This is a genomic window from Rhizobium sp. J15 (assembly GCF_002531825.1).
In the GTDB taxonomy this organism is placed as follows: domain Bacteria; phylum Pseudomonadota; class Alphaproteobacteria; order Rhizobiales; family Rhizobiaceae; genus Rhizobium.
In genome coordinates this window covers 1-22947 of record NZ_NWSX01000067.1, presented here as the reverse complement: position 1 = coordinate 22947, position 22947 = coordinate 1, and the positions used below count along the sequence as shown (strand labels likewise).

Here is a 22947-nt window from a genome sequence, read left to right as displayed (position 1 = left end):
GCATTCTGAAAATTCGGGAAGAGGCGACCAGCCAATAGCCGTCGCAAATATCAGCGGCCAAACCCGGCCAGGCGACATAATCCCGCTTGCGGCATGTTGATTGTTTTCATGCGTGCCCCCGGCCTTACAACACGCTGCCGCCGCCCTTGAGCCAGGCGAGCACATGGAGCCGCAGCGCCGAGGACAGGTTGCTGTCGGCGGGACGGGTGTCGTCGATCTCGGAAATCAGGGCGGCAAGCGGCATCGCACGGCTTGCGGCGATCGTCTTCAATTCGGCCCAGAACTCGTCTTCCAGGGAGAAACTGGTGCGATGGCCATGCAATGTCGCCGAATGCTTGCGGATCATGAAACGGCTTCACATCCCGGTTGGATATTGGCGGATCGATTCAAGAAAACCGCCTAAGTGGCTGATCGCAGAATCCATTCCGGCTGTTCACGCTCTGCATGAAGCCCTCAGGCGCCGTCGTCATCCGTTTCGATGCGGCCAGCGCGGTGCGCCTTGTCGGCCTTCTCGTTCAGGCTGCGGGTCAGCTGCTTCTCGGTCTTGGTGCGGCCGAAGGATATGCGGTTCTGCTCGGCCTGCTTCTCCTTTTCGGAGCGGGCCTGCTTCTTGCGGAACTGGCGCAGATTGACGATTTCGGCGCTCATGCGATGCCTGGCTTCCTCATGAAAAAGGGAGGCCGGAGCCTCCCTTGAGATCACTGCTTCTTGCGGAAGGAGTCGAGCGAGACGACGGAGCCCGGCTTTTTCTCCTCGCCGTCGGCGGGCTTTGCCGCCGCGTCATCGGGCTTGCCGGCCGCATCGACGGGATAGGCGGTGATTTCGCCGGAGGGCAGTTCCTCGCCATCGGCAAGCGGCACGTCGAATTCGAGCTCGAAATTGACGGAAGGATCATAGAAGCCGCGGATGGCATTGAACGGGATAACCAGCTTCTCGGGCACGTCGGAGAAGGAAAGGCCGATCTCGAAATGCGTCTCGGTGATCTTCAGATCCCAGAACTGATGCTGGATGACGATGGTCATCTGCTCGGGATATTTCGACTTCAGGTGCTGGGAGATGCGTACGCCGGCGGCACCTGTGAGGAAGGTGATGAAGAAGTGATGGTCGCCGGGCAGACGGCCCGTCGTTGCTACCTCCGCCAAAACCTTGCGGATGACGCCGCGAAGTGCATCCTGCGCCAGAATGTCGTAGCGGATATGATCCTGCCCCATGCTTTTCCTGTCTTTCGTCGGTTCTGAAGTCTTTTCACAAGGTATATGCCACGTTCAGGCGCCTTGGGAAAGTCCGGAGCCGAGTCACGCTAAGATCAGCATACATGATTTCATCAGGAGGGAGAAGGTGAAGGCTTCTGTTGCCAGGTGCCTTCGGACCCCGCCTAGAGGTGCGAACCACTAGGACTTTGATTGAAGTGTCACACCGCGATTAAGCAGCGAGACGAGCTTCCGCATAGTTGTCGTTTGCAACTACAATTTTAGCCCGATAACGGCGGTACAATGCCGAGCAAAAAGACGATCTTTACACCCTTGTCGATCCTGTTTCGCCCCCATCAAAAGCCGGCCTTCAGGGCCGCCGGTTTTTGGTGGAGGCGCCGGGTACCGCCCCCGGGTCCAATAGGTTTATTACACCGCTCATTTATCGCCATAGCCGGCCCGAAAGCCGGCAGGGTTGATATAGTGATTTCCTCTGCCCATGGAAAGGGCAATCGTCACAAAAGCTTTATCTCCCGCGGCAGAAATTGCGGGAAAACGCCCGCGGGCTGCTGACGTCACGCCGCCGAAGACTTAAATTGGACGAAACGGAATCAGCGCCACATGAAGCAATATCTCGATCTCCTCAGCCACGTGATTGAAAAGGGCTCCGACCGGGGCGACCGCACCGGCACCGGCACGCGCTCGGTCTTCGGCTACCAGATGCGCTTCGATCTCGAAGAGGGCTTTCCCGTTCTCACCACCAAGAAGCTGCATCTGCGCTCGATCATCCACGAGCTCCTGTGGTTCCTGAAGGGCGAGACGAACATCGGCTACCTCAAGGAGAACGGCGTTTCCATCTGGGACGAATGGGCCGACGAAAACGGCGATCTCGGCCCGGTCTACGGCGCCCAGTGGCGCTCCTGGCCGGCGCCGGACGGCGGCCATATCGACCAGATCGCCAATCTCGTCAAAGGCATCGTCAACAATCCGAATTCGCGCCGCCACATCGTCTCGGCCTGGAACCCTGCCGAGGTGGACCAGATGGCGCTGCCGCCCTGCCATTGCCTGTTCCAGTTCTACGTGGCCGACGGCAAGCTTTCCTGCCAGCTCTACCAGCGCTCCGCCGACATTTTCCTCGGCGTGCCCTTCAACATCGCTTCCTACGCGCTGCTGACGATGATGGTGGCTCAGGTGACGGGGCTCAAACCCGGCGATTTCGTCCACACGCTCGGCGACGCCCATCTCTACCACAACCATTTCGACCAGGCGAAGCTGCAGTTGACGCGCCAGCCGAAGCCGCTGCCCTTCATGCGCATCAATCCCGATGTGAAGGATATCTTCGGGTTCAAATTCGAGGATTTTGAGCTGGTCGGCTATGAGGCCGACGCCAATATCAAGGCGCCGATTGCCGTTTGATCCGGGACATTCCATGGCCGACATCCTGAAGACCATCATCGTCGCCGTTTCCCGTAACGGCATCATCGGCCGCGACGGCGATATGCCCTGGCGGCTTTCGAGCGATCTCAAGCGCTTCAAGGCGCTGACATCGGGCAAACCCGTGGTGATGGGCCGCAAGACGTACGAATCGATCGGCAAGCCGCTGCCGGGGCGGCCGAACGTCGTCATCTCCAGGCAGGCGGTGATCGATCATCCCGATGTGAGCATGGCGCAGTCGCTGCCCGAGGCGCTGACGATCGCCGAGAAGATCGCGGTCGAAACCGGCGTCGGCGAGATCTGCATCATCGGCGGCGGGCAGGTCTATGCCCAGGCGATCGGTCTTGCCGACCGGATGTGCGTCACGCATGTCGAAGCCGAGCTCGAAGGCGATGCGGCATTTCCTGACATCGATCCCGCGATCTGGCAGGCTGGCGAAACGATCGAGGTGCCGGCCGGCGAAAAGGACAGCTATGCCACGCGCTACGTCGTCTATGATCGACGGCGGACCTGAAAACGAACTATTTTCCAATTAAATTGACCAAGTTTCTCACGCTGCGTTGAAAGCCGGTGCGGCGATACCTATAACGGTCGCAACGCATCCGCCGGGTCGGCCCCCCACGGTCCCCGGATGCGGGGAAGACTTAACGAACAACGAGGTTTTGATGCCCTGGAGCAATCAGAATGGCGGCGGCGGCCCTTGGGGCGGCGGCGGCGGTAACAATCAGGGACCATGGGGCCAGGGGCCGAACCGCCCGCGCGGCGGTGGCGGCGGCAAGGGCGGACCGCCCGACCTGGAAGATATCATCCGGCGCGGCCAGGATCAGCTGCGCAGCATCGTTCCCGGCGGCTTCAACGGCGGCGTGGCCGTCATCGTCGTGGCGATCGTGGCGGTTTTCTGGCTGATCCAGTGCGTCTACACCGTGCAGCCGGACGAGCGCGGTGTCGAGCTGCGCTTCGGCAAGCCGCGGGAGGAAATCTCCATGCCCGGCCTGCATTTTCACGTCTGGCCGATAGACACGGTCGAGATCGTGAAGGTGACGGAGCAGCAGCAGAATATCGGCGGACGCAACAACAGCAATTCGACGGTCGGGCTGATGCTTTCCGGCGACCAGAACATCGTCAACGTGCAGTTCTCGGTGCTCTATACGATCAACGATCCGAAATCCTATCTCTTCCGCCTCGAAAATCCGGCTGAAACGCTGCAGCAGGTTTCGGAAAGCGCGATGCGCGAGATCGTCGGCCGGCGCCCGGCGCAGGATGCCTTCCGTGACAATCGCGGACCGATCGAAACCGAAGTGCGCAACATCATTCAGGACACGATGGACCGCTACGGCGCCGGCATCGCGATCAACCGCGTGACGATCGAAGACGTTGCTCCGCCGCGCGATGTGGCCGATGCCTTCGAGGAAGTGCAGCGCGCCGACCAGGACAAGCAGCGCCTCGTCGAAGAGGCGAACCAGTACGCCAACCAGAAGCTCGGCCAGGCCCGCGGTGATGCAGCCCGCATCCGCGAAGCCGCGGCAGCCTACAAGGACCGGATCGTCAAGGAAGCGGAAGGTGAAGCCCAGCGCTTCGTTTCGATCTACGACGAATATTCCAAGGCTCCTGACGTGACGCGGGAGAGACTGTTCCTGGAAACCATGGAGCAGGTTCTGAAGGGTTCCAAGAAAGTGATCATAGACCAGAAGGCGGGCGCAGTGCCCTATCTGCCTCTCAATGAGATCAGCAGGCCGACGCAGCAACAGCAGCAGGGAGGCTGAGACCCATGTCGAACAGGCTTCCCATTATCCTCATCCTCCTGGCGGTCGTGCTGACGGCGGTTTATTCCTCGATCTTCGTGGTCAATGCCCGCGAGCAGGCGATCGTCGTCCGCTTCGGTGAAATCCAGTCGGTCAAGACCGATCCGGGCATCTACTTCAAGCTGCCCTTCTCCTTCGCTGATGCCGACCGGGTGCAATATGTTCCGAAGCAGGAACTGCGCTTCAACCTCGACAATATCCGCGTTCAGGTCTCGGGCGGTGCATTCTACGAAGTGAATGCCTTCATCATCTACCGCATCAACGATGCGCGCCGCTTCCGCGAAACGGTTTCGGGCGACCGGGAGGCGGCGGAAGCGCGGCTTCGCACGCGTCTCGATTCCGCCTTGCGCCGGGTCTACGGCGTTCGCAGCATCGAAGCCGCGCTCTCCCGCGAGCGTGTGGCCATGATGCTCGAGGTTCGCAACGAACTGCAGGCCGATGCGGAAACGCTCGGCATCACGCTGGACGACGTGCGCATCAGCCGCACGGATCTGACGCAGGACGTTTCCGAGCGCACGTTCAACCGCATGCGGGCCGAGCGTCTGGCGGAAGCCGAGCTTCTGAGGGCGCAGGGCACGGAAGAGGGCCAGCGCCGCCGCGCTATCGCCGACCGCCAGGTCGTCGAGTTCACGGCGGATGCGCAGCGCGATTCCGAAATCCTGCGTGGTCAGGGCGATGCCGAACGCAACCGCATCTTCGCCGAGGCCTTCTCCAGGAACCCGGGCTTCTTCGAGTTCTACCGCTCGATGGCCGCCTATTCGGCAGCGCTTTCGTCGCAGGATACGACGCTGGTCCTGTCGCCGGATTCGGAATTCTTCCGCTATTTCAACAACGCCGCCGGCGTCTCTCAGCAGGCGCCCGCCAACCCGGCTGCGCCGGCACCGGGAGCGGCCGCTCCGGCAGCGCCAGCCCAGCCGGCGAATTGAGGATAGGGGATCGTTCTCCGCCAGAAACGAGAAAGGGCCGGCCTCAGCGCCGGCCCTTTTCAGTTTCCCACGCGCCATGGCTTAGGCATTTGTGACGATCCGTCGGATTGCACGGGGATTTCGCGAAAAGGTGATTTCGCCCTCCATCATTCCGCCTTATGCTGGTGCTCAATGTGCGCATTTACCCCCTTATGAGGAAGCTTATGGCCCCCACGACTCGCTCGCCCTTCAGACGAACGCTCGCGCTACTGGCCAGCGCCGCAATCCTGGCTCAGGCCGGCGTCAGTGGGGTTGCTCATGCGCAGACCGCGCCTGAGGCGGCCGCGCCCGGGGTTGCCACGCCTGCGCCTCCCGCTGCCGCTGAGACGACTCCGGCCCCTGCCGCGCCGCAGCAGAGCCCGCCGATCCAGTCCGCAGTGCCGGGCAATGGTCCGGCCTCGGTCGCCGATCTCGCCGAGGGCCTGCTCGATGCCGTCGTCAACATCTCGACCTCGCAGAACGTGAAGGACGACGAGGGCGTCGGCCCGGCGCCGCGCGCGCCCGATGGATCGCCTTTCCAGGAATTTTTCAACGATTTCTTCGACAAGAAGCAGGGCAACAAAGGCCCCAACCACAATGTCAGCTCGCTCGGCTCCGGCTTCGTCATCGATCCGGCCGGCTATATCGTCACCAACAATCACGTGATCGAGGGCGCCGACGATATCGAGGTCAATTTCGCCAATGGCTCGAAGCTCAAGGCGAAGCTGATCGGCACGGATACGAAGACCGATCTTTCGGTGCTGAAGGTCGAGCCGAAGGCGCCGCTGAAAGCGGTCAAATTCGGCGATTCCAGCGAGATGCGCATCGGCGACTGGGTGATGGCGATCGGCAATCCGTTCGGCTTCGGCGGCTCGGTGACAGTCGGCATCATTTCCGGGCGTGGCCGCAACATCAATGCCGGCCCGTACGACAACTTCATCCAGACGGATGCGGCGATCAACAAGGGCAATTCCGGCGGCCCGCTCTTCAACATGAAGGGTGAAGTCATCGGCATCAATACGGCGATCATTTCGCCGAGCGGCGGCTCGATCGGCATCGGCTTCTCGGTACCGTCGGAACTCGCCTCCGGCGTCGTCGCGCAGCTGCGCGAATATGGCGAGACGCGGCGCGGCTGGCTCGGCGTGCGCATCCAGCCGGTCACCGACGATATCGCCGACAGCCTCGGCCTTGATACGGCGAAGGGCGCGCTGGTCGCCGGCGTCATCAAGGGCGGACCGGTCGACGACGGCTCGATCAAGGCGGGCGACGTCATCCTGAAATTCGACGGCAAGGCCGTCAACGAAATGCGCGATCTTCCGCGTGTCGTGGCGGAAAGCGCGGTCGGCAAGCAGGTCGACGTCGTCGTGCTGCGCGACGGCAAGGAGCAGACCGTCAAGGTGACGCTCGGCCGCCTCGAAGACAGCGACCAGGCGGCGGCGTCCGGCGGTTCGCAGGACGGCGTGATCACGCCGGATCCCGACGAGAACGACGATATGGACCAGCCGGATACGGGCGATCAGGTGCAGCCGGCGCCGGATGCGCCCAACCAGCATCAGGGCCAGGGTCAGGATCAGGCGACGCCGGATACGGGAACGCCGAAGAACGTGCTCGGCCTATCGCTGTCGCTGCTCAGCCCCGAAACGCGCAAGGCCTTCGGCATCGCCGAAAGCGTCGACGGCGTCGTCGTGACCGAGGTAACGCCGGGCTCCGCTTCCGCCGAAAAGGGCCTGAAGCCCGGCGACGTGATCGTCGAGGTGGCCCAGGAGTTCATGAAGTCGCCGGACGCGGTGGCCTCCAAGGTGCAGGCGCTGAAACGCGAAGGCCGCCGCAACGCCCAGCTGATGATCGCATCCGCCAATGGCGATCTGCGCTTCGTGGCGGTGCCGATGGAATAGGGAGCGGCGGCGATGGCTTCGCCGCCAAAGTTTCTACTTCCCTCACCAAGGCAGTTTACGTGGAGACAGGCACCACCTTTCCTCCGTCATTCCTGTGCTTGTCACAGGAATCCAGCCACCGCGCGTCGGCGCGGTGAATGACTCTGCTGAAAGCAAGAGAGTCTCCCGCGCCCAAGGACTTGGGCGCACTGGATCCCTGTGACAAGCACAGGGATGAGGGAGGTCGGATTAAACGTCCGCGTCAAACTTCATGCCGACACATTCGATAGCGCCGGATGGTCCATGATCGACGAGGTGATTTAGTAATCGTCCGGAAACGATGAGCTTTTCGACAGGCCCGCGGAGAAATTGTCCTTTCGCGCGAACCGTCAGCGATTATCCACTATCTCCGGAATGTCGCTGGTGTCGATATCTTTGTCCTCAAGCGCTTCCAACGCGAAGTTCCGTCAGCTGTTCATCAGTCAAAGTGCTCTTGCTCATTCATTTTCTGTAGCACGATTGAACATTCAGCCCATTACAAAATCCGTCTTCCTGTAACCCTGAATGTAAAGCAGCGCGGTCAGGTCGGCGTGGTTGATGCGCATTTGCGCCTGGGCGGCGACGGTGGGTTTGGCGTGGAGGGCGACGCCGGAGCCGGCGAGCTGCAGCATGCCGAGGTCGTTGGCGCCGTCGCCGACCGCCATCGCTTCCATCGGCGAAATGCCGAGGCTGACGGAAATTTCGTTCAGCGCATCGACCTTCGCCTGTTTGCCGAGGATCGGTTCGGCGACGAAGCCGGAGAGGATGCCGGCCTCTTCGAGCAGCGTGTTGGCGCGGTTCTCGTCGAAGCCGAGGGTGGCGGCGATGCGGCTGGTAAAGACGGTGAAGCCGCCGGAGACGAGGGCGGTGTAATGGCCTTTCGATTTCATCGTGGCGATCAGCTCCGGACCACCAGGCGTCAGCGTGATGCGCTTGGCGATGACCTCGTCGACGACCGAAATCGGCAGGCCCTTCAGCAGGGCGACACGCTCACGCAGCGCCGGTTCGAAGGCGATTTCGCCATTCATGGCGCGAGCGGTAATGTCGGCGACCTTTTCCTTCAGGCCGACTTCCGCGGCGAGCTCGTCGATGCATTCCTGGCCGATCATCGTCGAATCCATGTCGGCGATCAGCAGCTTCTTGCGGCGGCTGTCCTGCTCCTGGATGACGAGATCGATCGGCGCGCTTGCGATCACGGCAAGAAGATTGGCCTCGGCCGCCTGCGCATCGGTGCCGTCGCGCAGCGCGATATCGCAGGCTACGCCGTCGGCTAGCCAGTAGAGCCCGGATGCCTTCACGGCCCCGGCCGCCTGTTCGGCGATCTCAGGGGTCAGGACAGGATTTGACGGATTGGCAACAAGCGTGGCAACGAGGGCCATGATGGAAAACCTTCTGAGCGTAGAGAACGCGATCCTGATAACCGGGCCGACCGCCAGCGGCAAGTCCGCGCTCGCCGTCGAATTGGCGAAGCGGCATGGCGGCGCGGTGATCAACGCCGACAGCATGCAGGTCTACGACACGCTGCGGGTGCTGACCGCGCGCCCGTCGGAGGAGGAGATGGACGGCGTGCCGCATCATCTCTACGGCCATGTGCCGGCGGGCGCGGCCTATTCCACCGGCGCCTGGCTGCGGGATGTGACGGCGCTCCTGCCGGCGCTCAGGGCGGCCGGGCAGTTGCCGGTCTTCGTCGGCGGCACCGGGCTTTACTTCAAGGCGCTGACCGGCGGCCTCTCCGATATGCCCGACATACCCGAAGCGCTGCGGGAGGAATTGCGGGCGCGACTTCTGCAGGAGGGGCCGGACGCGCTCTTTGCAGAGCTTGCCGCGGCCGATCCCGCCATGGCGGCGAGCCTCAACCGCCAGGACGGGCAGCGCATCGTCCGGGCGCTGGAGGTGGTGAAGGCGACGGGGCGCTCGATCGCCGATTTCCAGGGCCGGGCCGGACCTCGAGTGATCGATGCCGAAGAGGCTCGCAAGATCGTCGTGCTGCCGGACCGCGCCGTGCTGCATGCCCGCATCAACGGCCGGTTCGAAAAAATGCTGCAGCAGGACGCGGAAGATGAGGTGAGGGCGCTGCTTGCGCTCGGCCTGCCCGCCGAGGCACCCGTCATGAAGGCCATCGGGGTCTCGCAGATCGCCGCCATGCTGAAGGGCGAGATGACGCGCGCGGAGGTGCTGGAGAAGGGGGCGGCGGCAACGCGGCAATATGCCAAGCGGCAAATGACGTGGTTCCGCAACCAGATGGACGAGAGCTGGCAGCGCTTGACGGTTTAGCCGATCGTCATGCCTTCAGCCGCCGCATTTGTGCTGGGCGTCGGGCAGAATCCAGCTTTCCCGCGTGCGGTCGTTCGTCACCAGGAACAGTCTGCCGCTCTCACCGGCGTCGCAATCGCGGTCGATCTGGACCAGGCACATGGTCACGTGATCGCCGGCTTTCGATCCGATCAGCGCCTCCTCGCGCCGATAGGAGACCTGATAGCCGTCATTGGCGTAGTCGATGCCAGTGCCGCTGTCGAAGCCCGCATCGCCGTCGAGACGGGGATGGACCTCGACGATTGAGGTGGCCGCGCATTGGCCGACTTTTGCGGGGATAGCCTTGGCTTCGGGCGACCGGTTGCCGGCCAGGGACTTGGCGGAAATCCCTCCCATGAAATCGCTCTTGTCGGCCGAGATCGTCCAGAGGACGGCGAGATAGGCGCTCAGAATGCAGGATCTGTCGTCGCCGCAATCGCGTCGATCCGCCAGGAAATTGCGGGCGGCATGGACGAGATCGTCACCGGCCGATGTCTTTTTCTGCGCGGCGTAGTGCTGGTTGAAAAATTCGTCCAGGCGGGAAAGCTGGCTGTCGCCGCAGACGATCTTTTCATCGGCGCTGCCGGCCTTGGCGCAGTCGAAGCCGGCGGCTTCCGCGGCCGTCGCCAGAAGAAGGCCGGCGCCGGCGGCGATGATGAAGTTCAAGATGGATCTCATGGCCGTCCTTTTCGAAGCTGCCGCCGGCGACGCAAGGCAAATGCGCATTAGATCCGCTATAACAGGGGCGTTGGCAAGCGGGGTGGATGCCATGCTGCTCAAGGGAGAACGCAGCTTCATCGTGCGTGACATGGGAGGCTTCGTCATTCGCATCAACATGCCGGGATGGCTGAAGCCGAGGCCGAGCGATCACGGCCATGGCGCCCTTGCCATGGTGGTCGAATCCTTCCTCGATCCCGGGCGTCTCATCGCCATGCACGAGCACCGGAACGATGAAATCATCTCCTGGGTGCCCGACGGCGTCATGCGCCACGACGACCGGATGACCGGCCGATTTGCGACGGATAGCGGCCATCTGCTGGTGATGAATGCCGGGCGCGGTTTCTGGCATTCGGAGGAGACGTTCCCGTCCGATCCGCCTTTGCGCATGCTGCAAATCATCGTGCGGCCGAAGGCGGTCGATCTTGAACCGAGGATTCAACACGGGCCGATTTCGCCGGCGCCGCCGAACAGCTGGCGACATCTGGTCGGACCGGAAGGCGGGCCGGCGCCTTTCTTCGTGCGCAATGCCGTCGATTTCTTCGATATCCGGCTGGAGCCCGGCGTTCGCGTCGAACTTCCCAACAAGCCGGGGCGGGATCTCTATTTCTATGTCTTCAGCGGTTCCGTCGTCATCGATGGGCAGGCCTTTGGCGAAGCGGAGCAGGGGCTGCTGCTGCAGGATCGGCGATTGACGGTCGAGGCAAGGTCTCCAAGCGTGATGGTCGCCTTTCTGCTCGATGTGAAGGCTCCCGTGACAAGGCAGGGCACAGTCGGCGATCACAGGAAGATCCCGCCGGCGGCCGTAGCCCGGCTCCTGAGACGCTGGGTGCAGTGGCGGCGGGTGTGGCGGAAATTTATAGAGCGTTCGGTTTAGCGGTGGTTGGCTGTCGCGGTTCTCAGCAGTTTGACGAATTCGTCGACCGCCGCCCGCAGCTGGTCCGGCGGGAAGCCGCCGAAACCCAGCATCAGGCCGGGGCGGGCGGGCCGGCCGGCATACATGGGCGAGATGGCGCGAACCGCGATCCCGGCCGACATGGCGTGCGCTGCGAGCCGCACATCGTCGGTGCCTTCGGGGAGCCACAGGAGAATGTGCATGCCCTGGTCGCTCGGCTGAATGCGGCAGGCCTCGGGCAGGGCGTGCTCCAGGCGTGAGAGCAGGATGGCGCGACGCTCGGCATAGAGGCCGCGGATGCGGCGGATATGCGCTTCGAAATAGCCCTCCTTCATATAGGCGGCGAGCACATGCTGTTCGGTGGTCGGCGAATGCCGGTCGAGAATGGCGCGCGCCCCGGCGAAGGCTTCCGCAAGCGCCGGAGGGGCGATGACATAACCGAGGCGGAGCGACGGAAAGAGCACCTTGCTGAAAGTGCCGAGATAGACGACGCGTGAGGGGCAGAGGCCCTGCATCGACGGGAAGGGGTGTCCGGCGTAGCGCAGCTCGCTGTCGTAATCGTCCTCGACGATCCAGGCGCGGTTCTGGTCGGCCCAGCCGATCAGGGCGTTGCGCCGCGCCATGCTGAGCGGCATGCCGATCGGATATTGATGCGACGGCGTGACGAAGGCGGCGCGTGCCTGCGGGCAGAGGTCGAGGCCGTGTTCCACATCCATTCCCTGCGCATCGACGGGAATGCGGTGCGTGTGCAGGCCGAGATCGTCGAGCACGGCGGTGAGGCCGGGATAGGCCGGATCCTCGGCCCAGACGGGATCGTCGCGCGACAGCAGCACGCGGCCTGCCATGTAGAGACCCTGCTGGGTGCCCGATGTGACGATCACCTGTTCCGGTTCGCAATGAACCGCCCGGGCGCGGCGGACATGTTCGGCAATGGCGATGCGCAGTTCGAGCAAGCCCATCGGATCGTGATAACCGGCGGGAGCCGCCTCTCTTGAGGCGCGCACGCGATTGCCGAGACGGCGCCAATTGCCGTCGGGCGCAATGCCGGCGGCTGGCACCGCGATGGCGAAGGGAACGGGCGGGTGCGGGGTGAGCGCGCGGGCGGCCGCGATCAGCCGCGCAGCCGGGGCGGGCAAGTCGATGGCCTCGGCAACCGGCGGCACAGGGGCGGGCGGCAGCGCCGGGGCCGCATCCATCAGGGCGGCGGCGACACGCGTTCCGGCGCCGACTCTCGCTTCGAGGTAGCCTTCGGCGGTCAGCTGATCGAAAACTTCGACGACGGTGCCGCGGGCGATCTTCAGGGAAGCCGCAAGGGTGCGCGTCGAGGGGAGGCGCTCGCCTGATCTCAGCTCGCCGCGGGCAATGGCGCTTCTGAGGGCCTGCGCAAGCTGACGGCTGATATTGGCGGTTCGATCGATCGCCTGGAGAGAGGGGATTTCGATGGTGCTGCGCCGCTTGGACATCGTGAAAATGGTCCATCAATATTCTTGAAAATGGAGCTTCATGATGAACCATTTTTCCTGGAGAAGGAAGCATATCGGCAGCTTCTGGAAAATGGACATGCAGGATCTTCTCGTCGTCTATATCGCCTATATCATCGCGGCAGGCAGTCCCGGGCCAAGCAACATGGCCATCGTGAACGTGGCGATGAGCCGGGGGCGCCGGCCGGCGCTAGCACTTGCCGCAGGCGTCATCACCATGTCGACATGCTGGGGGCTGATCGCGGTCACCGGCATCTCGACGCTGCTTGTGAGCTATGCCCATGCGCTGCTCGTCCTCAAGCTCGCCGGCGGCGTCTACCTGCTCTGGCTCGCCTGGAAAGCGGCCCGCTCGGCCATCACTTCTGAGGTGACGGCGGGCGAGGTCGTGCGGCCCGCCGTCCCGCTCGGCGCGCTTTATCGGCGCGGGATCCTGATGCATCTCGGCAATCCGAAAGCGGTTCTCGGCTGGGTCGCGATCATGTCGCTCGGCCTCAAGCCCGGCGCTTCGCCTGAAATGGCCATCACGGCCTTCGGCGGCTGCGTGCTGCTGGGGATCACGATATTCGCCGGTTATGCCGTGCTCTTTTCGACGGCGCCGATGGTGCGGGGCTATGCCAGGGCGCGGCGCTGGATCGAGGCCAGCCTGGCCGTCTTCTTCGCGGGCGCCGGATCGCGCCTGCTGTTCTCCCACTGATAGTTCAGGATCGCATCATGTCTTCGGTTTCTCCGTTTCATGGTCTTTCGGCCTTCCCGCCAACGCCCGCCGATAGAAATGGCCGCGTCGACACCGAGGCCCTCGGCCGCCTGCTGGAACCGCTATGCGAAGCCGGCGTGGCCTCCATCGGCCTTCTCGGCAGCACCGGGATTTATGCCTATCTCAGCCGCGAGGAGCGGCTGCGGGCCGTCAGGGCGGGGGTCGAATGCGTGCGCGGCCGTGTTCCCCTTATCGTCGGCGCCGGCGCTTTGCGGACGGACCATGCCATGGATCTCGCCAGGGATGCCGAAGCTGCCGGTGCCGATGCGCTTCTGCTCGCACCTGTTTCCTACACGCCGCTGACCCAGGATGAGGCCTACGAACATTTCCTGGCGGTGGCGAAGGCGACCGGGCTTCCGCTCTGCATCTACAACAATCCCGGCACCACGCACTTCACCTTCAGCCGCGAGCTGCTGCAGCGCCTCTCCGATATCGAGACGATCAGGGCGGTGAAGATGCCGCTGCCGGCCGATGGCGATCTGCGCGGGGAGATCGCCGCCTTGCGGGAAAAGACCAGTCTCGCGATCGGCTATAGCGGCGACTGGGGCGCGGCCGAAGCGCTCTCGTCAGGCGCCGACGCCTGGTACAGCGTCGTCGCCGGCCTGCTTCCGCGCTCGGCGCTCGGTCTGGCGAAAGCCGCCATGGCCGGCGATGAGGGCGAGGCGCGCCGGCTCGATGGCCTGCTGCAGCCGCTCTGGGACATGTTCAAGGCCTATGGAAGCATCCGCGTGGTCTATATGCTGGCCGGCCATCTCCTCGGCGTTCCGATGGAGCTGCCACGCCCGATTTTGCCGCTTGGACCGGCGGACCGGGAGCGCGCGCTCGATGCGGCCCGGTCGCTGATCGCGCTGGAACGTCAGTCCTTGTTGTAAAGGCTGCTCAGCGGCTTTTTCAGGATGCTCTCGCGTAGCGAGGTGCCTGGCTCCCGGCGGGTGATCGGCGGCTGGTCGCTCGGCGGCGCGGGCCGGGGAAAGACCGGCTCCTCACGGCGCAATTCGCGCCGCAGTGCGTCGAGCCGCGGGTCGGTCGGGATCGGCTCGGCCGGATCCAGGCGCGGCGCCTGCGGCAGCAATTCGCGCCGGTAGGATTCGAGCGGTGCCGAAGCCGGAGGGGGTGAGGCGGGCGAGGGCGGCGGCGCGTAAGGCTTGGGAGCGAAATCCTCGTCGGCTGCCTCGGCCTCGTCGACGCTCGCCATCGATGCGGCAACGCTCTGCTGGAAAGTCGAAATGTCAGGCCCGACCGTCACCGCCCGCATGCGGGTGACGATCTTACGCAGGTCGACCGTATCGGGATCTTCCTCGCTGTGCTTGCTGTTGGCGCTGGCGGCCTTCGGCAGCAGGTTTTCCTCGACGCGGGAAAAGCGCATGCGCATCGGCACGCTGATCGCCTCGCCGAAGGCGATCGCCTCGCCATTGCCGATCGAGGAGATGAAGCTCGTCGTCGAGATCGAGGAATTCGGGATGGCCGAGCGGATGATTTCCTGGTCGCGGTCGTTGGCGAGGCGCATGGCAAACAGCGTCGAGCACTGCGACAGGATCGTCTGGTCGAGCTCGCCCGGCCGCTGGGTGATGATGCCGAGCGAGACGCCGTATTTGCGGCCTTCCTTGGCGATGCGGGCGATTGCCTGACGCGTCGGGATGAAGCCAAGGTTCGGATCGGACGGGATATAGCGGTGCGCTTCCTCGCAGACTACGAGCATGTGGATGGCGCCGTCGCTCCAGAGCGCCACCTCGAAAGCCATGCGGCAGAGCACCGAGGCGACCGAATTGACGACTTCGGAGGGAATGCCGGCGAGCTGGAAGGTGCAGATCGGCCTGTTGTCGCCGGGGATGCGGAAGATCTGCGCGATGGTCTCGGTGATCGTGTCGCTGATCGTGTTGTTGGAGAACATGAAGTGATAGCGCGGATCGTTGATCGCGGCGATCAGGCGCATCTTCAAGGAACGCAGGAAGGGTTTTTCCGCACGGCCCTCCAGGCGGCCGATGCGCTCGTCGATCAGCGCCAGCAGATCGGCCATCCGATAGGGAACCGGCGTATCGGCGGTGATCGAGCTCTTTTCCGTCGTGCGGCGCACCAGCGAATTGTCGCTGCCGCGGAAGGCGCGCTTGGCCTCCGGCATGATGTCGCGCAGCATGTCGAGTTCTTCGGGCACCGGCGGGCGGCCGCGGAAGACGACTTCGGCGAATTCCTCGAGGCGCATCAGCCAGAAGGGCAGGTCGAGCGTATCGGTATCGATGGTGACGGCGTGTTTAGGAAAGGCGGCGGCGAATTCGTTGTGCGGGTCGAGGATCAGCACGCGCAGCTTCGGGTCCGCCGCAATCGCCTTGTGCAGCAGCAGAGAGACGGCCGTCGATTTGCCGACGCCGGTCGAGCCGACGACGGCGAAATGCTTGGAGAGCATCGAGGGGATGTGGATCGCCGCATCGATGCTTTCGTCCTGCGTCAGCTTGCCGATGACGGCGGTCGTGCCCGTTCCGGCATCGTAGATGCGCATCAGGTCGGCAGAACGAATGCGGTGGGCGATGGCGCCGAGATAGGGATAACGCGAAATACCGGTCGAGAATTCCTCGCGCCCGTCCTCGTCGACGCGGACTTCGCCGAGCAGCTCGGTCTCGATCTTGAAATTATTGTCTTCGCCTTCGCCCCAGGCATGGGTGCCGGTGTTCATCTGATAGACGAGGGCGACGACGCGGTTGCGGCCGACGCTGATCGAGATCAGCCGGCCGACGGACCAGAGTTCGGTGAGATCGGTGTTGCCTTCGACGGCGACCGCGGCAATCGTGGCCCGGGATCCGCTGCATGCAACGACGCGGCCGAGAAAGCGATTTCCCGGCGCATGACCGTCGCGTCTATCGTGCTCGCCTGCCTTGCCAGACATGCGCAAGTCGTTGTTGAGCAAAGGCTACTCCCTGCGGTAGCGTTAAAGGATAAAGTTGATCCTTTAACAAATCCTTCATCCTATCGATTTTCAGGGGCGAAGGCGCGGGGGTAGTTTTTTATTGCGGCATGCGTTGACGCTGCGAAATTTTCTGTCTATCACTTCCCGCCATGAAAATGGCAACGGCTCTTATCGTGGTGGGAAAGCGCATGGGCAGGATGGTGTAACCATCCGGCGACAGCCACCCATGCGCTAGATGACAGGCTCCTCCGGGGCCTTTTTTTGTGCCCGAATTTCGGGCTTCCGGCCACAAACGCAAATCCCAGCATCAAACGGAACAGACAGATGAGCACGGACAATCAGGCGGCAGGCAATCGGATGACGGGAGCGGAGATCGTTCTCAAGGCGCTGAAGGACAATGGCGTCGAACATATCTTCGGCTATCCCGGCGGCGCGGTTCTGCCGATCTATGACGAGATCTTCCAGCAGGACGAGGTCAAGCACATCCTCGTGCGCCACGAGCAGGGGGCAGGCCATGCGGCCGAAGGTTATGCCCGCTCCACCGGCAAGGTCGGCGTCATGCTCGTCACCTCGGGTCCCGGCGCCACCAATGCGGTCACGCCGCTGCAGGACGCGCTGATGGATTCGATCCCGCTCGTCTGCCTGACCGGCCAGGTTCCGACCTCGCTGATCGGCTCGGATGCCTTCCAGGAATGCGATACGGTCGGCATTACCCGGCCCTGCACCAAGCACAACTGGCTGGTCAAGGACGTCAACGAACTGGCCGCCATCATCCACGAAGCCTTCCGCATCGCCCAGTCAGGCCGTCCGGGCCCCGTCGTCGTCGATATTCCGAAGGACGTGCAGTTTGCGACCGGCACCTATACGCCGCCCGCCGATTACCCGATCCAGAAGAGCTACCAGCCGAAGATCCAGGGCGACCTCAACCAGATCCATGCGGCGATCGAGCTGATGGCGAATGCGCGCCGGCCGATCATCTATTCCGGCGGCGGCGTCGTCAATTCCGGTCCCGAGGCCTCCAAGCTGCTGCGCGAGCTGGTCGATCTCACCGATTTCCCGATCACTTCGACGTTGATGGGCCTCGGCGCCTATCCGGCTTCGGGCAAGAACTGGCTGAAGATGCTCGGCATGCACGGCTCCTACGAGGCCAACATGGCGATGCACGACTGCGACGTCATGGTCTGCATCGGCGCCCGCTTCGACGACCGCATCACCGGCCGTCTCAACGCCTTTTCGCCGAACTCGAAGAAGATCCATATCGATATCGATCCGTCCTCGATCAACAAGAACGTCCGCGTCGATATCGGCATCCGCGGCGATGTCGGTCATGTGCTGGAAGACATGGTCCGCCTGTGGCGGGCGCTGCCGAAGAAGCCGGAGAAGAACCGTCTCGCCGATTGGTGGAGCGATATCGCCCGCTGGCGGGCGCGCAACTCCTTTGCTTACACCAAGAGCAATGACGTGATCATGCCGCAATATGCGCTGGAGCGTCTCTATGCGCATACCAAGGACCGCGACACCTACATCACCACCGAGGTCGGCCAGCATCAGATGTGGGCGGCGCAGTTCTTCGGCTTCGAGCAGCCGAACCGCTGGATGACCTCGGGCGGCCTCGGCACGATGGGCTACGGCCTGCCGGCGGCGCTCGGCGTCCAGATCGCCCATCCCGAAAGCCTCGTCATCGACATTGCCGGCGACGCCTCGATCCAGATGTGCATCCAGGAAATGTCGACGGCGATCCAGTATGACGCGCCGATCAAGATCTTCATCATGAACAACCAGTACATGGGCATGGTGCGCCAGTGGCAGCAGCTCCTGCACGGCAACCGCCTGTCGCACTCCTATACCGAGGCGATGCCCGATTTCGTCAAGCTGGCGGAAGCCTATGGCGCGGTCGGCCTGCGCTGCGACAAGCCGGATGAGCTCGACGACGCCATCGTCGAGATGATCGAGGTCAAGAAGCCGGTCATCTTTGATTGCCGCGTCGCCAATCTCGCCAACTGCTTCCCGATGATCCCCTCGGGCAAGGCCCATAACGAAATGCTGCTGCCCGACGAAGCCACGGATGAAGCGGTCGCCAACGCGATCGATGCCAAGGGCCGTCAGCTCGTATAACGATAAGGTAGGAACCCAGGACCATGAACGCACATCTTCAGCCCACGGGCTCTGCCTACTTCATCTCGCCGGAAACGACGGCAATCGAGAGCCATACGCTTTCGGTGCTCGTCGATAACGAACCGGGCGTCCTTGCCCGCGTCATCGGCCTGTTCTCCGGCCGCGGCTACAATATCGAAAGCCTCACGGTTTCGGAGACCGAGCACCAGGCGCATCTTTCCCGCATCACCGTCGTGACGCGCGGCACGCCGCATGTGCTGGAGCAGATCAAGGCGCAGCTTGATCGCATCGTGCCGGTTCATCGCGTCGTCGACCTGACGGTGCGCGCCCGCGAACTCGGCCAGGAGCGGCCGATCGAGCGTGAAGTGGCCCTGGTCAAGGTGATCGGCGAGGGTGAAACCCGCGCCGAGACGCTGCGCCTTGCCGATGCCTTCCACGCCAAGGTGGTGGATGCGACGATCGATCACTTCATTCTGGAGATCACCGGCAAGTCCTCGAAGATCGATCAGTTCATCGCGATCATGAAGCCGCTCGGCCTCATCGAAGTCTGCCGCACCGGCATCGCTGCGATGAACCGCGGCGCGCAGGGGATGTGAGGCAGACGCTTCATCCGTTGCTCGGCTGGCAAGGTACGGAGACGGCGCGGCAAGTCTCTTCTCCCCTCGGGGAGAAAGTGCCGGCAGGCGGATGAGGGGGCTACACGGCACACCCTTTCCGTTTAGTCCGTTCCTCGCAGGCGCAACGTCGCGTCCCAATGTAGTCTATGCGCACGAGGATTATTGGAAAGACCGGTGTCTCCGGCCCCCTCATCCGCCCTCCGGGCACCTTCTCCCCGCTGGGGAGAAGGGGAGTCGAGACGTCGCGGCGTATAGCCGGATAGGCGTGACACAGTTCGGGCCGCTGAAGATCAAAGCATCTCCAGCGGCTTTTTCCTTGCCGGTGGCGGGAAGGCGGCGTCGAGCGCCTGCCAGTCTTCGTCGGTAATGTCGAGCGAGACGCAGTCGCGGTTCTCCGCCACGCGTTCGGCATTCGACGTCTTCGGGATGACGATGACGCCGTCGCGTTGGAGCAGGAAGGCGAGCGCCAGCTGGGCGGGTGTTGACTGATAGGCCTTGGCGATGCGGATCAGTTCGGGATGATGGAGGATGTGTCCCTGCTCGATCGGCGAATAGGCCATGACGGGAATGCCGCGGTTCTGGCACCAGGGCAGGAGATCATATTCGATGCCGCGGCGGGAGAGATTGTAGAGCACCTGGTTGGCCGCGACATTGGCGCCGTCGGGAACCCTGAGCAGTTCCTCCATGTCGTCGGTATCGAAATTGGAGACGCCCCAGGCGGCGATCTTGCCCAACGCTTTCAGCATTTCGAAGGCGGCGACGGTCTCGACAAGGGGATAATTGCCGCGCCAGTGCAGGAGATAGAGATCGATGCGGTCGGTGCCGAGCCGTTCCAGGCTGCGCTCGCAGGCTTCGACCGTGCCTTTCAGGCTGGCGTTCCAGGGATAGACCTTGCTGACGAGGAAGACCTCTTCGCGCCGTCCTTTGATCGCCTGGCCGACGATCTCCTCGGCGCCGCCGTCGCCATACATTTCGGCGGTGTCGATCAGCGTCATGCCGAGATCGATGCCCGCCTTGAGGCTTTCGATCTCCATTCTGGCATGGCCGGCATCCTCGCCCATGGCCCAGGTTCCCTGGCCGAGCGCCGGCACGTCCGTGCCGTTCGGGAATTTGACGGAGGGGATAGGGTCGTCCTGCATGATTTTTTCCATTTTTCAGGAGATTGCGCAGCGTTTCTATCTTTCAACCAATCCTGTCACCATGACAATGATGTAATGGTATCGTCCGTTTAGGACAGTTATGCTGACCTAAATAGAGCGCGCCGAAAGAGCCGCGCTTCGGGAGGTCGCATGCCGCTGGATACGTTTTTCGCCCTTGTTCTCTTCGCCTTTACGACGTCGATCACGCCGGGGCCGAACAATATGATGCTCTTCGCCTCGGGCGTGAATTTCGGCTTCCGGAGGACCATCCCGCATATGTTCGGCATCGGCGCCGGTTTCTTCTCGCTGCTGATCGGCGTCGGCCTCGGGCTCGGGGCGCTGCTGCACACCTTGCCGCTGGTCTATACGGTGCTGAAGTTCGCCGGCGGCGCCTATCTCGTCTGGATCGCCTGGAAGATCGCCTCCTCGCGTTCGCTGAGCGAAGGCAAGAGCAGTACGGCGCCGATGTCCTTCGTCTCGGCGGCGGCCTTCCAGTGGGTCAATCCGAAAGCCTGGGTGATGGCGGTGACGGCGATGGCGACCTATACCAATCCCGAACTCTACCTTGCCAGCGTCCTGATCGTCGGCCTGGCTTTCGCGGTGGTCAACGTGCCGAGCGTTTCGACATGGGCGGGCTTCGGCTCGGCGCTCAGGGAATGGCTTTCCGATCCGGTGCGGCTGAAATGGTTCAACATCAGCATGGCGGTGCTTCTGGTGGCGAGCCTCTGGCCGATGCTAAAATAATGCGATCGACGGTTTCGTCAGCATCAGCCAGAAAATGCCGATGACGGAGAAGAAGGCCGGAAAGCCGAAAGCGAACCAGATGCGGTAGAGGCTGAAATAGGCGGGCGGCAGGGCGCTTGCAGAGACCGCCGCAGCACGGGCGAGATCGCGCAGGCGGATCTGGATCCAGACGACCGGCAGCCAGAACAGGCCGGTGACGACGTAAAGCAGCAGCGACAGCGCGATCCAGCCCTCCGACAGGTCCCAGCCGATCGAGCGGGCAAGGAGATAGCCGGTCACGGGCTGGAGAATGGCTGCCGTCGCGGTGAAGATCGTATCGGCGATGACGACGGTTCCGGCGACATGGGCGATCAGCGCGGGATCGCGCGTGCGATGCGCCATCACCATGAAGAAGGCGATGCCGGCGCCGGTGCCGAAGAGCACGGTCGCGCCGATGACATGGGCAAGCAGCAGCCATTGCTCGAGCATCAGCGTTCATCCAGTGTGGCAAGCGCCGTCAGCGTCAGTAGGAGCGACGGCAGCACCTTGACGAGGGGACCGAGCGGGTCGAGCCAGAGTGCCGGTTCGAGAAGCGTGCCGCCGGCAAGGTAAGCCGATGAAACGGCGAGCATGCCGAGAAGGGCGCGTCTGGCGAGCGGGCGAACAAGCACGGCGGCACCGAGCGCTATATCGATGACGCAGGTCGCAAGCGTCAGCGTCGTTGCCGCCGCTTCGGGCATGAAGGGCAGGAAGTGCGCGGAAGCCTCTTCCAGCGAAAACAGCGGGATCAGGCCGGAGAGCAGCCAGAAGGCGAAGAGGCCCGATATGACAAGCGGCTTCAGGAGATAGAGCCGGGCAAACCAGAGATCCTGAACGCCGGAGGGATTGGCGGCGAGCGTGGCCGCCGCCGATGTCGCGGCGAGGCCGCTTTCCCCTTTGGCGCTTCGTATGCCCTCGGACATGACGGTCATCGCCGTCGAACGCAGCGGTGAACGCCAGCCGAGCAGGCCCGCCATATCGGCAAGCCAGGTCACCGGTCTTGCAAACCAGGGAGCAAGCGAAAAGACGCGGGCGGGCGGCAGGCCCAGCCATTGCCGGTGAAGGCTGACGAGTTCGGCGAGCGTCAGCACCTCGTCGGCGGCGAGATCGATATCGCCGCGAAGGCCGCCTGCGACCGCCCGCGACACGGCGTCCGCCACGTCATCCACCGAAAGCGTCTCGACCGGGCTTTCGGCATGGACGAGCGGCAGCGCCAGCGGAAAGGCGGCGAGCGCCCGGACGAGCGACGAGCCGCCATGGGCATTGCGGCCGAGAACCAGGGCAGGGCGCAGGATGAGATGAGGCAGGCCGCTTGCCGCCAGCACCTCATCGGCCCGCCGCTTGGTGGCGAGGAAGGGCAGTTCGCCTGCCGCGCCGGCGGTCCTTGCCGATATCTGAACGATCAGGGGACGGGAGCGCTTCGCCGCGGCATAAAGCGCCAGCATCGCATCCGCCTGGGTCGCCGCAAGATCGTCCGAGAGCCCGTCCTGCAGGGCGCCGGCGCAATTGACGACGGCATGCTGGTCTTTGAGGAGGCCTTGCCAGTCCTCGGGCTTTGTCATCCGCGAGAGATCGGCCTGCCGCCAGTCGATCGCCGGCTGTTTCAGGCGGGCCCGCGCGGGAGAGCGGCCAAGCCCGGTCACGGCATGGCCGTCCGCAACGAGCCGGGCCGCGACGACGGAGCCTATGAAGCCGGTTGCGCCGAGAATCAGGATGTTCATGGCGGGAGATTAGCGGAAAAGTTTGAGTGGGATAGGAGGGCTTGGCGGGAGGATGGTGTGTGATAGAAAGAGGAAGATGACTTTACGAGCATGCCTTAGGGTTTTGCGGGACGTCGCCACGATTCTCCTTCTCCCCAGCGGGGAGAAGATGCCGGCAGGCAGATGAGGGGGTGAGCGGCGAAAGCCGCGAGTGCACGAAGCGTAAGCGAAGGGCAATCATGACGGATGTGGGCATGGCCCCTTGCATGTTCAATTTGCGCTGATTGTTGGAT

The 22947-nt window shown here is 63.4% G+C and carries 22 protein-coding genes and 1 other RNA gene; 12 read left to right on the top strand and 11 right to left on the bottom strand.

Going from position 1 to position 22947, the window contains the following annotated elements:
* Window positions 1-124: 124 nt before the first annotated feature.
* From CO670_RS30725 to ssrA, 4 genes are all read right to left on the bottom strand, one after another.
* Entirely contained in the window at window positions 125-346 is a 222-nt protein-coding gene (locus CO670_RS30725; protein WP_097593802.1) for a ribbon-helix-helix domain-containing protein, read from the bottom strand.
* A 107-nt stretch (window positions 347-453) separates the two neighbouring features.
* Window positions 454-648 (bottom strand): DUF4169 family protein, encoded by a 195-nt coding sequence (locus CO670_RS30720; RefSeq protein WP_088687480.1) that lies wholly within the window; start codon window positions 646-648, stop codon window positions 454-456.
* A 50-nt stretch (window positions 649-698) separates the two neighbouring features.
* Entirely contained in the window at window positions 699-1211 is a 513-nt protein-coding gene (locus CO670_RS30715) for an SspB family protein (RefSeq protein WP_097593801.1), read from the bottom strand.
* A 126-nt stretch (window positions 1212-1337) separates the two neighbouring features.
* Window positions 1338-1700, bottom strand: a transfer-messenger RNA (tmRNA) gene (ssrA, locus tag CO670_RS30710).
* Window positions 1701-1811: 111 nt separating this feature from the next.
* Here ssrA and CO670_RS30705 point away from each other — a divergent pair.
* From CO670_RS30705 to CO670_RS30685, 5 genes are all read left to right on the top strand, one after another.
* A complete protein-coding gene (locus tag CO670_RS30705) occupies window positions 1812-2606 on the top strand; it encodes a thymidylate synthase (protein ID WP_088687482.1) in 795 nt (264 codons plus the stop codon).
* A 13-nt stretch (window positions 2607-2619) separates the two neighbouring features.
* On the top strand, window positions 2620-3138 hold the full coding sequence (locus CO670_RS30700) for a dihydrofolate reductase (protein ID WP_097593799.1): 519 nt from the start codon (window positions 2620-2622) through the stop codon (window positions 3136-3138).
* 151 nt (window positions 3139-3289) lie between these two features.
* A complete protein-coding gene (hflK, locus tag CO670_RS30695; RefSeq protein WP_097593798.1) occupies window positions 3290-4387 on the top strand; it encodes an FtsH protease activity modulator HflK in 1098 nt (365 codons plus the stop codon).
* Between the two features lie 5 nt (window positions 4388-4392).
* Window positions 4393-5352 carry a protease modulator HflC gene (locus CO670_RS30690; RefSeq protein WP_097593797.1) on the top strand — a complete coding sequence of 320 codons (960 nt, stop codon included), beginning with the start codon at window positions 4393-4395 and terminating at the stop codon, window positions 5350-5352.
* A 203-nt stretch (window positions 5353-5555) separates the two neighbouring features.
* Window positions 5556-7265 (top strand): Do family serine endopeptidase, encoded by a 1710-nt coding sequence (locus CO670_RS30685; protein WP_097593806.1) that lies wholly within the window; start codon window positions 5556-5558, stop codon window positions 7263-7265.
* A 506-nt stretch (window positions 7266-7771) separates the two neighbouring features.
* Here the strand turns inward: CO670_RS30685 and serB are convergent.
* A complete protein-coding gene (gene serB, locus CO670_RS30680) occupies window positions 7772-8662 on the bottom strand; it encodes a phosphoserine phosphatase SerB (protein ID WP_097593796.1) in 891 nt (296 codons plus the stop codon).
* On the opposite strand from serB, the gene miaA reads away from it, so the two are divergent.
* Window positions 8661-9557 (top strand): tRNA (adenosine(37)-N6)-dimethylallyltransferase MiaA, encoded by an 897-nt coding sequence (gene miaA, locus CO670_RS30675; RefSeq protein WP_176539066.1) that lies wholly within the window; start codon window positions 8661-8663, stop codon window positions 9555-9557. The two genes, serB and miaA, sit on opposite strands and share 2 nt — an antisense overlap.
* 15 nt (window positions 9558-9572) lie before the next feature.
* Here miaA and CO670_RS30670 read toward each other — a convergent pair whose 3' ends face one another.
* Window positions 9573-10253: a hypothetical protein gene (locus tag CO670_RS30670; RefSeq protein WP_097593794.1), complete on the bottom strand. Its 681-nt coding sequence runs from the start codon at window positions 10251-10253 to the stop codon at window positions 9573-9575.
* 91 nt (window positions 10254-10344) lie between these two features.
* Here CO670_RS30670 and CO670_RS30665 point away from each other — a divergent pair, with 91 nt between their 5' ends.
* Window positions 10345-11169 carry a pirin family protein gene (locus CO670_RS30665; protein ID WP_097593805.1) on the top strand — a complete coding sequence of 275 codons (825 nt, stop codon included), beginning with the start codon at window positions 10345-10347 and terminating at the stop codon, window positions 11167-11169.
* Here CO670_RS30665 and CO670_RS30660 read toward each other — a convergent pair.
* Window positions 11166-12650 (bottom strand): PLP-dependent aminotransferase family protein, encoded by a 1485-nt coding sequence (locus CO670_RS30660; protein ID WP_097593792.1) that lies wholly within the window; start codon window positions 12648-12650, stop codon window positions 11166-11168. The genes CO670_RS30665 and CO670_RS30660 overlap by 4 nt on opposite strands.
* A gap of 97 nt (window positions 12651-12747) precedes the next feature.
* Here CO670_RS30660 and CO670_RS30655 point away from each other — a divergent pair, with 97 nt between their 5' ends.
* A complete protein-coding gene (locus tag CO670_RS30655; RefSeq protein ID WP_097593791.1) occupies window positions 12748-13362 on the top strand; it encodes a LysE family translocator in 615 nt (204 codons plus the stop codon).
* A gap of 17 nt (window positions 13363-13379) precedes the next feature.
* The gene (locus CO670_RS30650; protein ID WP_097593790.1) at window positions 13380-14294 is read left to right on the top strand and encodes a dihydrodipicolinate synthase family protein; all 915 of its coding nucleotides are present in this window, start codon (window positions 13380-13382) and stop codon (window positions 14292-14294) included.
* Here the strand turns inward: CO670_RS30650 and CO670_RS30645 are convergent.
* On the bottom strand, window positions 14279-16321 hold the full coding sequence (locus CO670_RS30645; RefSeq protein ID WP_097593788.1) for a DUF87 domain-containing protein: 2043 nt from the start codon (window positions 16319-16321) through the stop codon (window positions 14279-14281). The two genes, CO670_RS30650 and CO670_RS30645, sit on opposite strands and share 16 nt — an antisense overlap.
* 324 nt (window positions 16322-16645) lie before the next feature.
* On the opposite strand from CO670_RS30645, the gene CO670_RS30640 reads away from it, so the two are divergent.
* Both CO670_RS30640 and ilvN read left to right on the top strand, forming a co-directional pair.
* A complete protein-coding gene (locus CO670_RS30640) occupies window positions 16646-18436 on the top strand; it encodes an acetolactate synthase 3 large subunit (RefSeq protein ID WP_097593787.1) in 1791 nt (596 codons plus the stop codon).
* Between the two features lie 23 nt (window positions 18437-18459).
* Window positions 18460-19032, top strand: coding sequence for an acetolactate synthase small subunit (ilvN, locus tag CO670_RS30635; protein WP_097593785.1), 573 nt, complete (start codon window positions 18460-18462; stop codon window positions 19030-19032).
* A gap of 311 nt (window positions 19033-19343) precedes the next feature.
* Here the strand turns inward: ilvN and CO670_RS30630 are convergent, their stop codons facing one another.
* The gene (locus CO670_RS30630) at window positions 19344-20192 is read right to left on the bottom strand and encodes an aldo/keto reductase (RefSeq protein WP_097593803.1); all 849 of its coding nucleotides are present in this window, start codon (window positions 20190-20192) and stop codon (window positions 19344-19346) included.
* Between the two features lie 150 nt (window positions 20193-20342).
* Between CO670_RS30630 and CO670_RS30625 the strand changes: the two genes are divergently transcribed.
* Window positions 20343-20936 carry a LysE family translocator gene (locus tag CO670_RS30625; RefSeq protein ID WP_097593783.1) on the top strand — a complete coding sequence of 198 codons (594 nt, stop codon included), beginning with the start codon at window positions 20343-20345 and terminating at the stop codon, window positions 20934-20936.
* Here CO670_RS30625 and CO670_RS30620 read toward each other — a convergent pair.
* Together CO670_RS30620 and CO670_RS30615 are read right to left on the bottom strand one after the other, a co-directional pair.
* Entirely contained in the window at window positions 20928-21404 is a 477-nt protein-coding gene (locus CO670_RS30620) for a DUF2269 domain-containing protein (RefSeq protein WP_097593781.1), read from the bottom strand. The genes CO670_RS30625 and CO670_RS30620 overlap by 9 nt on opposite strands.
* Window positions 21404-22675, bottom strand: coding sequence for an SDR family oxidoreductase (locus CO670_RS30615; RefSeq protein ID WP_097593780.1), 1272 nt, complete (start codon window positions 22673-22675; stop codon window positions 21404-21406). The genes CO670_RS30620 and CO670_RS30615 overlap by 1 nt, the downstream gene beginning before the upstream one ends.
* Window positions 22676-22947 lie beyond the last annotated feature (272 nt).

Bases quoted from the DNA above. Each gene is read 5' to 3' on its own strand.
- CO670_RS30725 (WP_097593802.1), bottom strand. From the start codon at position 346: ATGATCCGCAAGCATTCGGCGACATTGCATGGCCATCGCACCAGTTTC.
- CO670_RS30720 (WP_088687480.1), bottom strand. From the start codon at position 648: ATGAGCGCCGAAATCGTCAATCTGCGCCAGTTCCGCAAGAAGCAGGCC.
- CO670_RS30715 (WP_097593801.1), bottom strand. From the start codon at position 1,211: ATGGGGCAGGATCATATCCGCTACGACATTCTGGCGCAGGATGCACTT.
- CO670_RS30705 (WP_088687482.1), top strand. From the start codon at position 1,812: ATGAAGCAATATCTCGATCTCCTCAGCCACGTGATTGAAAAGGGCTCC.
- CO670_RS30700 (WP_097593799.1), top strand. From the start codon at position 2,620: ATGGCCGACATCCTGAAGACCATCATCGTCGCCGTTTCCCGTAACGGC.
- hflK (WP_097593798.1), top strand. From the start codon at position 3,290: ATGCCCTGGAGCAATCAGAATGGCGGCGGCGGCCCTTGGGGCGGCGGC.
- CO670_RS30690 (WP_097593797.1), top strand. From the start codon at position 4,393: ATGTCGAACAGGCTTCCCATTATCCTCATCCTCCTGGCGGTCGTGCTG.
- CO670_RS30685 (WP_097593806.1), top strand. From the start codon at position 5,556: ATGGCCCCCACGACTCGCTCGCCCTTCAGACGAACGCTCGCGCTACTG.
- miaA (WP_176539066.1), top strand. From the start codon at position 8,661: ATGATGGAAAACCTTCTGAGCGTAGAGAACGCGATCCTGATAACCGGG.
- serB (WP_097593796.1), bottom strand. From the start codon at position 8,662: ATGGCCCTCGTTGCCACGCTTGTTGCCAATCCGTCAAATCCTGTCCTG.
- CO670_RS30670 (WP_097593794.1), bottom strand. From the start codon at position 10,253: ATGAGATCCATCTTGAACTTCATCATCGCCGCCGGCGCCGGCCTTCTT.
- CO670_RS30665 (WP_097593805.1), top strand. From the start codon at position 10,345: ATGCTGCTCAAGGGAGAACGCAGCTTCATCGTGCGTGACATGGGAGGC.
- CO670_RS30660 (WP_097593792.1), bottom strand. From the start codon at position 12,650: ATGTCCAAGCGGCGCAGCACCATCGAAATCCCCTCTCTCCAGGCGATC.
- CO670_RS30655 (WP_097593791.1), top strand. From the start codon at position 12,748: ATGCAGGATCTTCTCGTCGTCTATATCGCCTATATCATCGCGGCAGGC.
- CO670_RS30650 (WP_097593790.1), top strand. From the start codon at position 13,380: ATGTCTTCGGTTTCTCCGTTTCATGGTCTTTCGGCCTTCCCGCCAACG.
- CO670_RS30640 (WP_097593787.1), top strand. From the start codon at position 16,646: ATGAGCACGGACAATCAGGCGGCAGGCAATCGGATGACGGGAGCGGAG.
- ilvN (WP_097593785.1), top strand. From the start codon at position 18,460: ATGAACGCACATCTTCAGCCCACGGGCTCTGCCTACTTCATCTCGCCG.
- CO670_RS30630 (WP_097593803.1), bottom strand. From the start codon at position 20,192: ATGCAGGACGACCCTATCCCCTCCGTCAAATTCCCGAACGGCACGGAC.
- CO670_RS30625 (WP_097593783.1), top strand. From the start codon at position 20,343: ATGCCGCTGGATACGTTTTTCGCCCTTGTTCTCTTCGCCTTTACGACG.
- CO670_RS30620 (WP_097593781.1), bottom strand. From the start codon at position 21,404: ATGCTCGAGCAATGGCTGCTGCTTGCCCATGTCATCGGCGCGACCGTG.
- CO670_RS30615 (WP_097593780.1), bottom strand. From the start codon at position 22,675: ATGAACATCCTGATTCTCGGCGCAACCGGCTTCATAGGCTCCGTCGTC.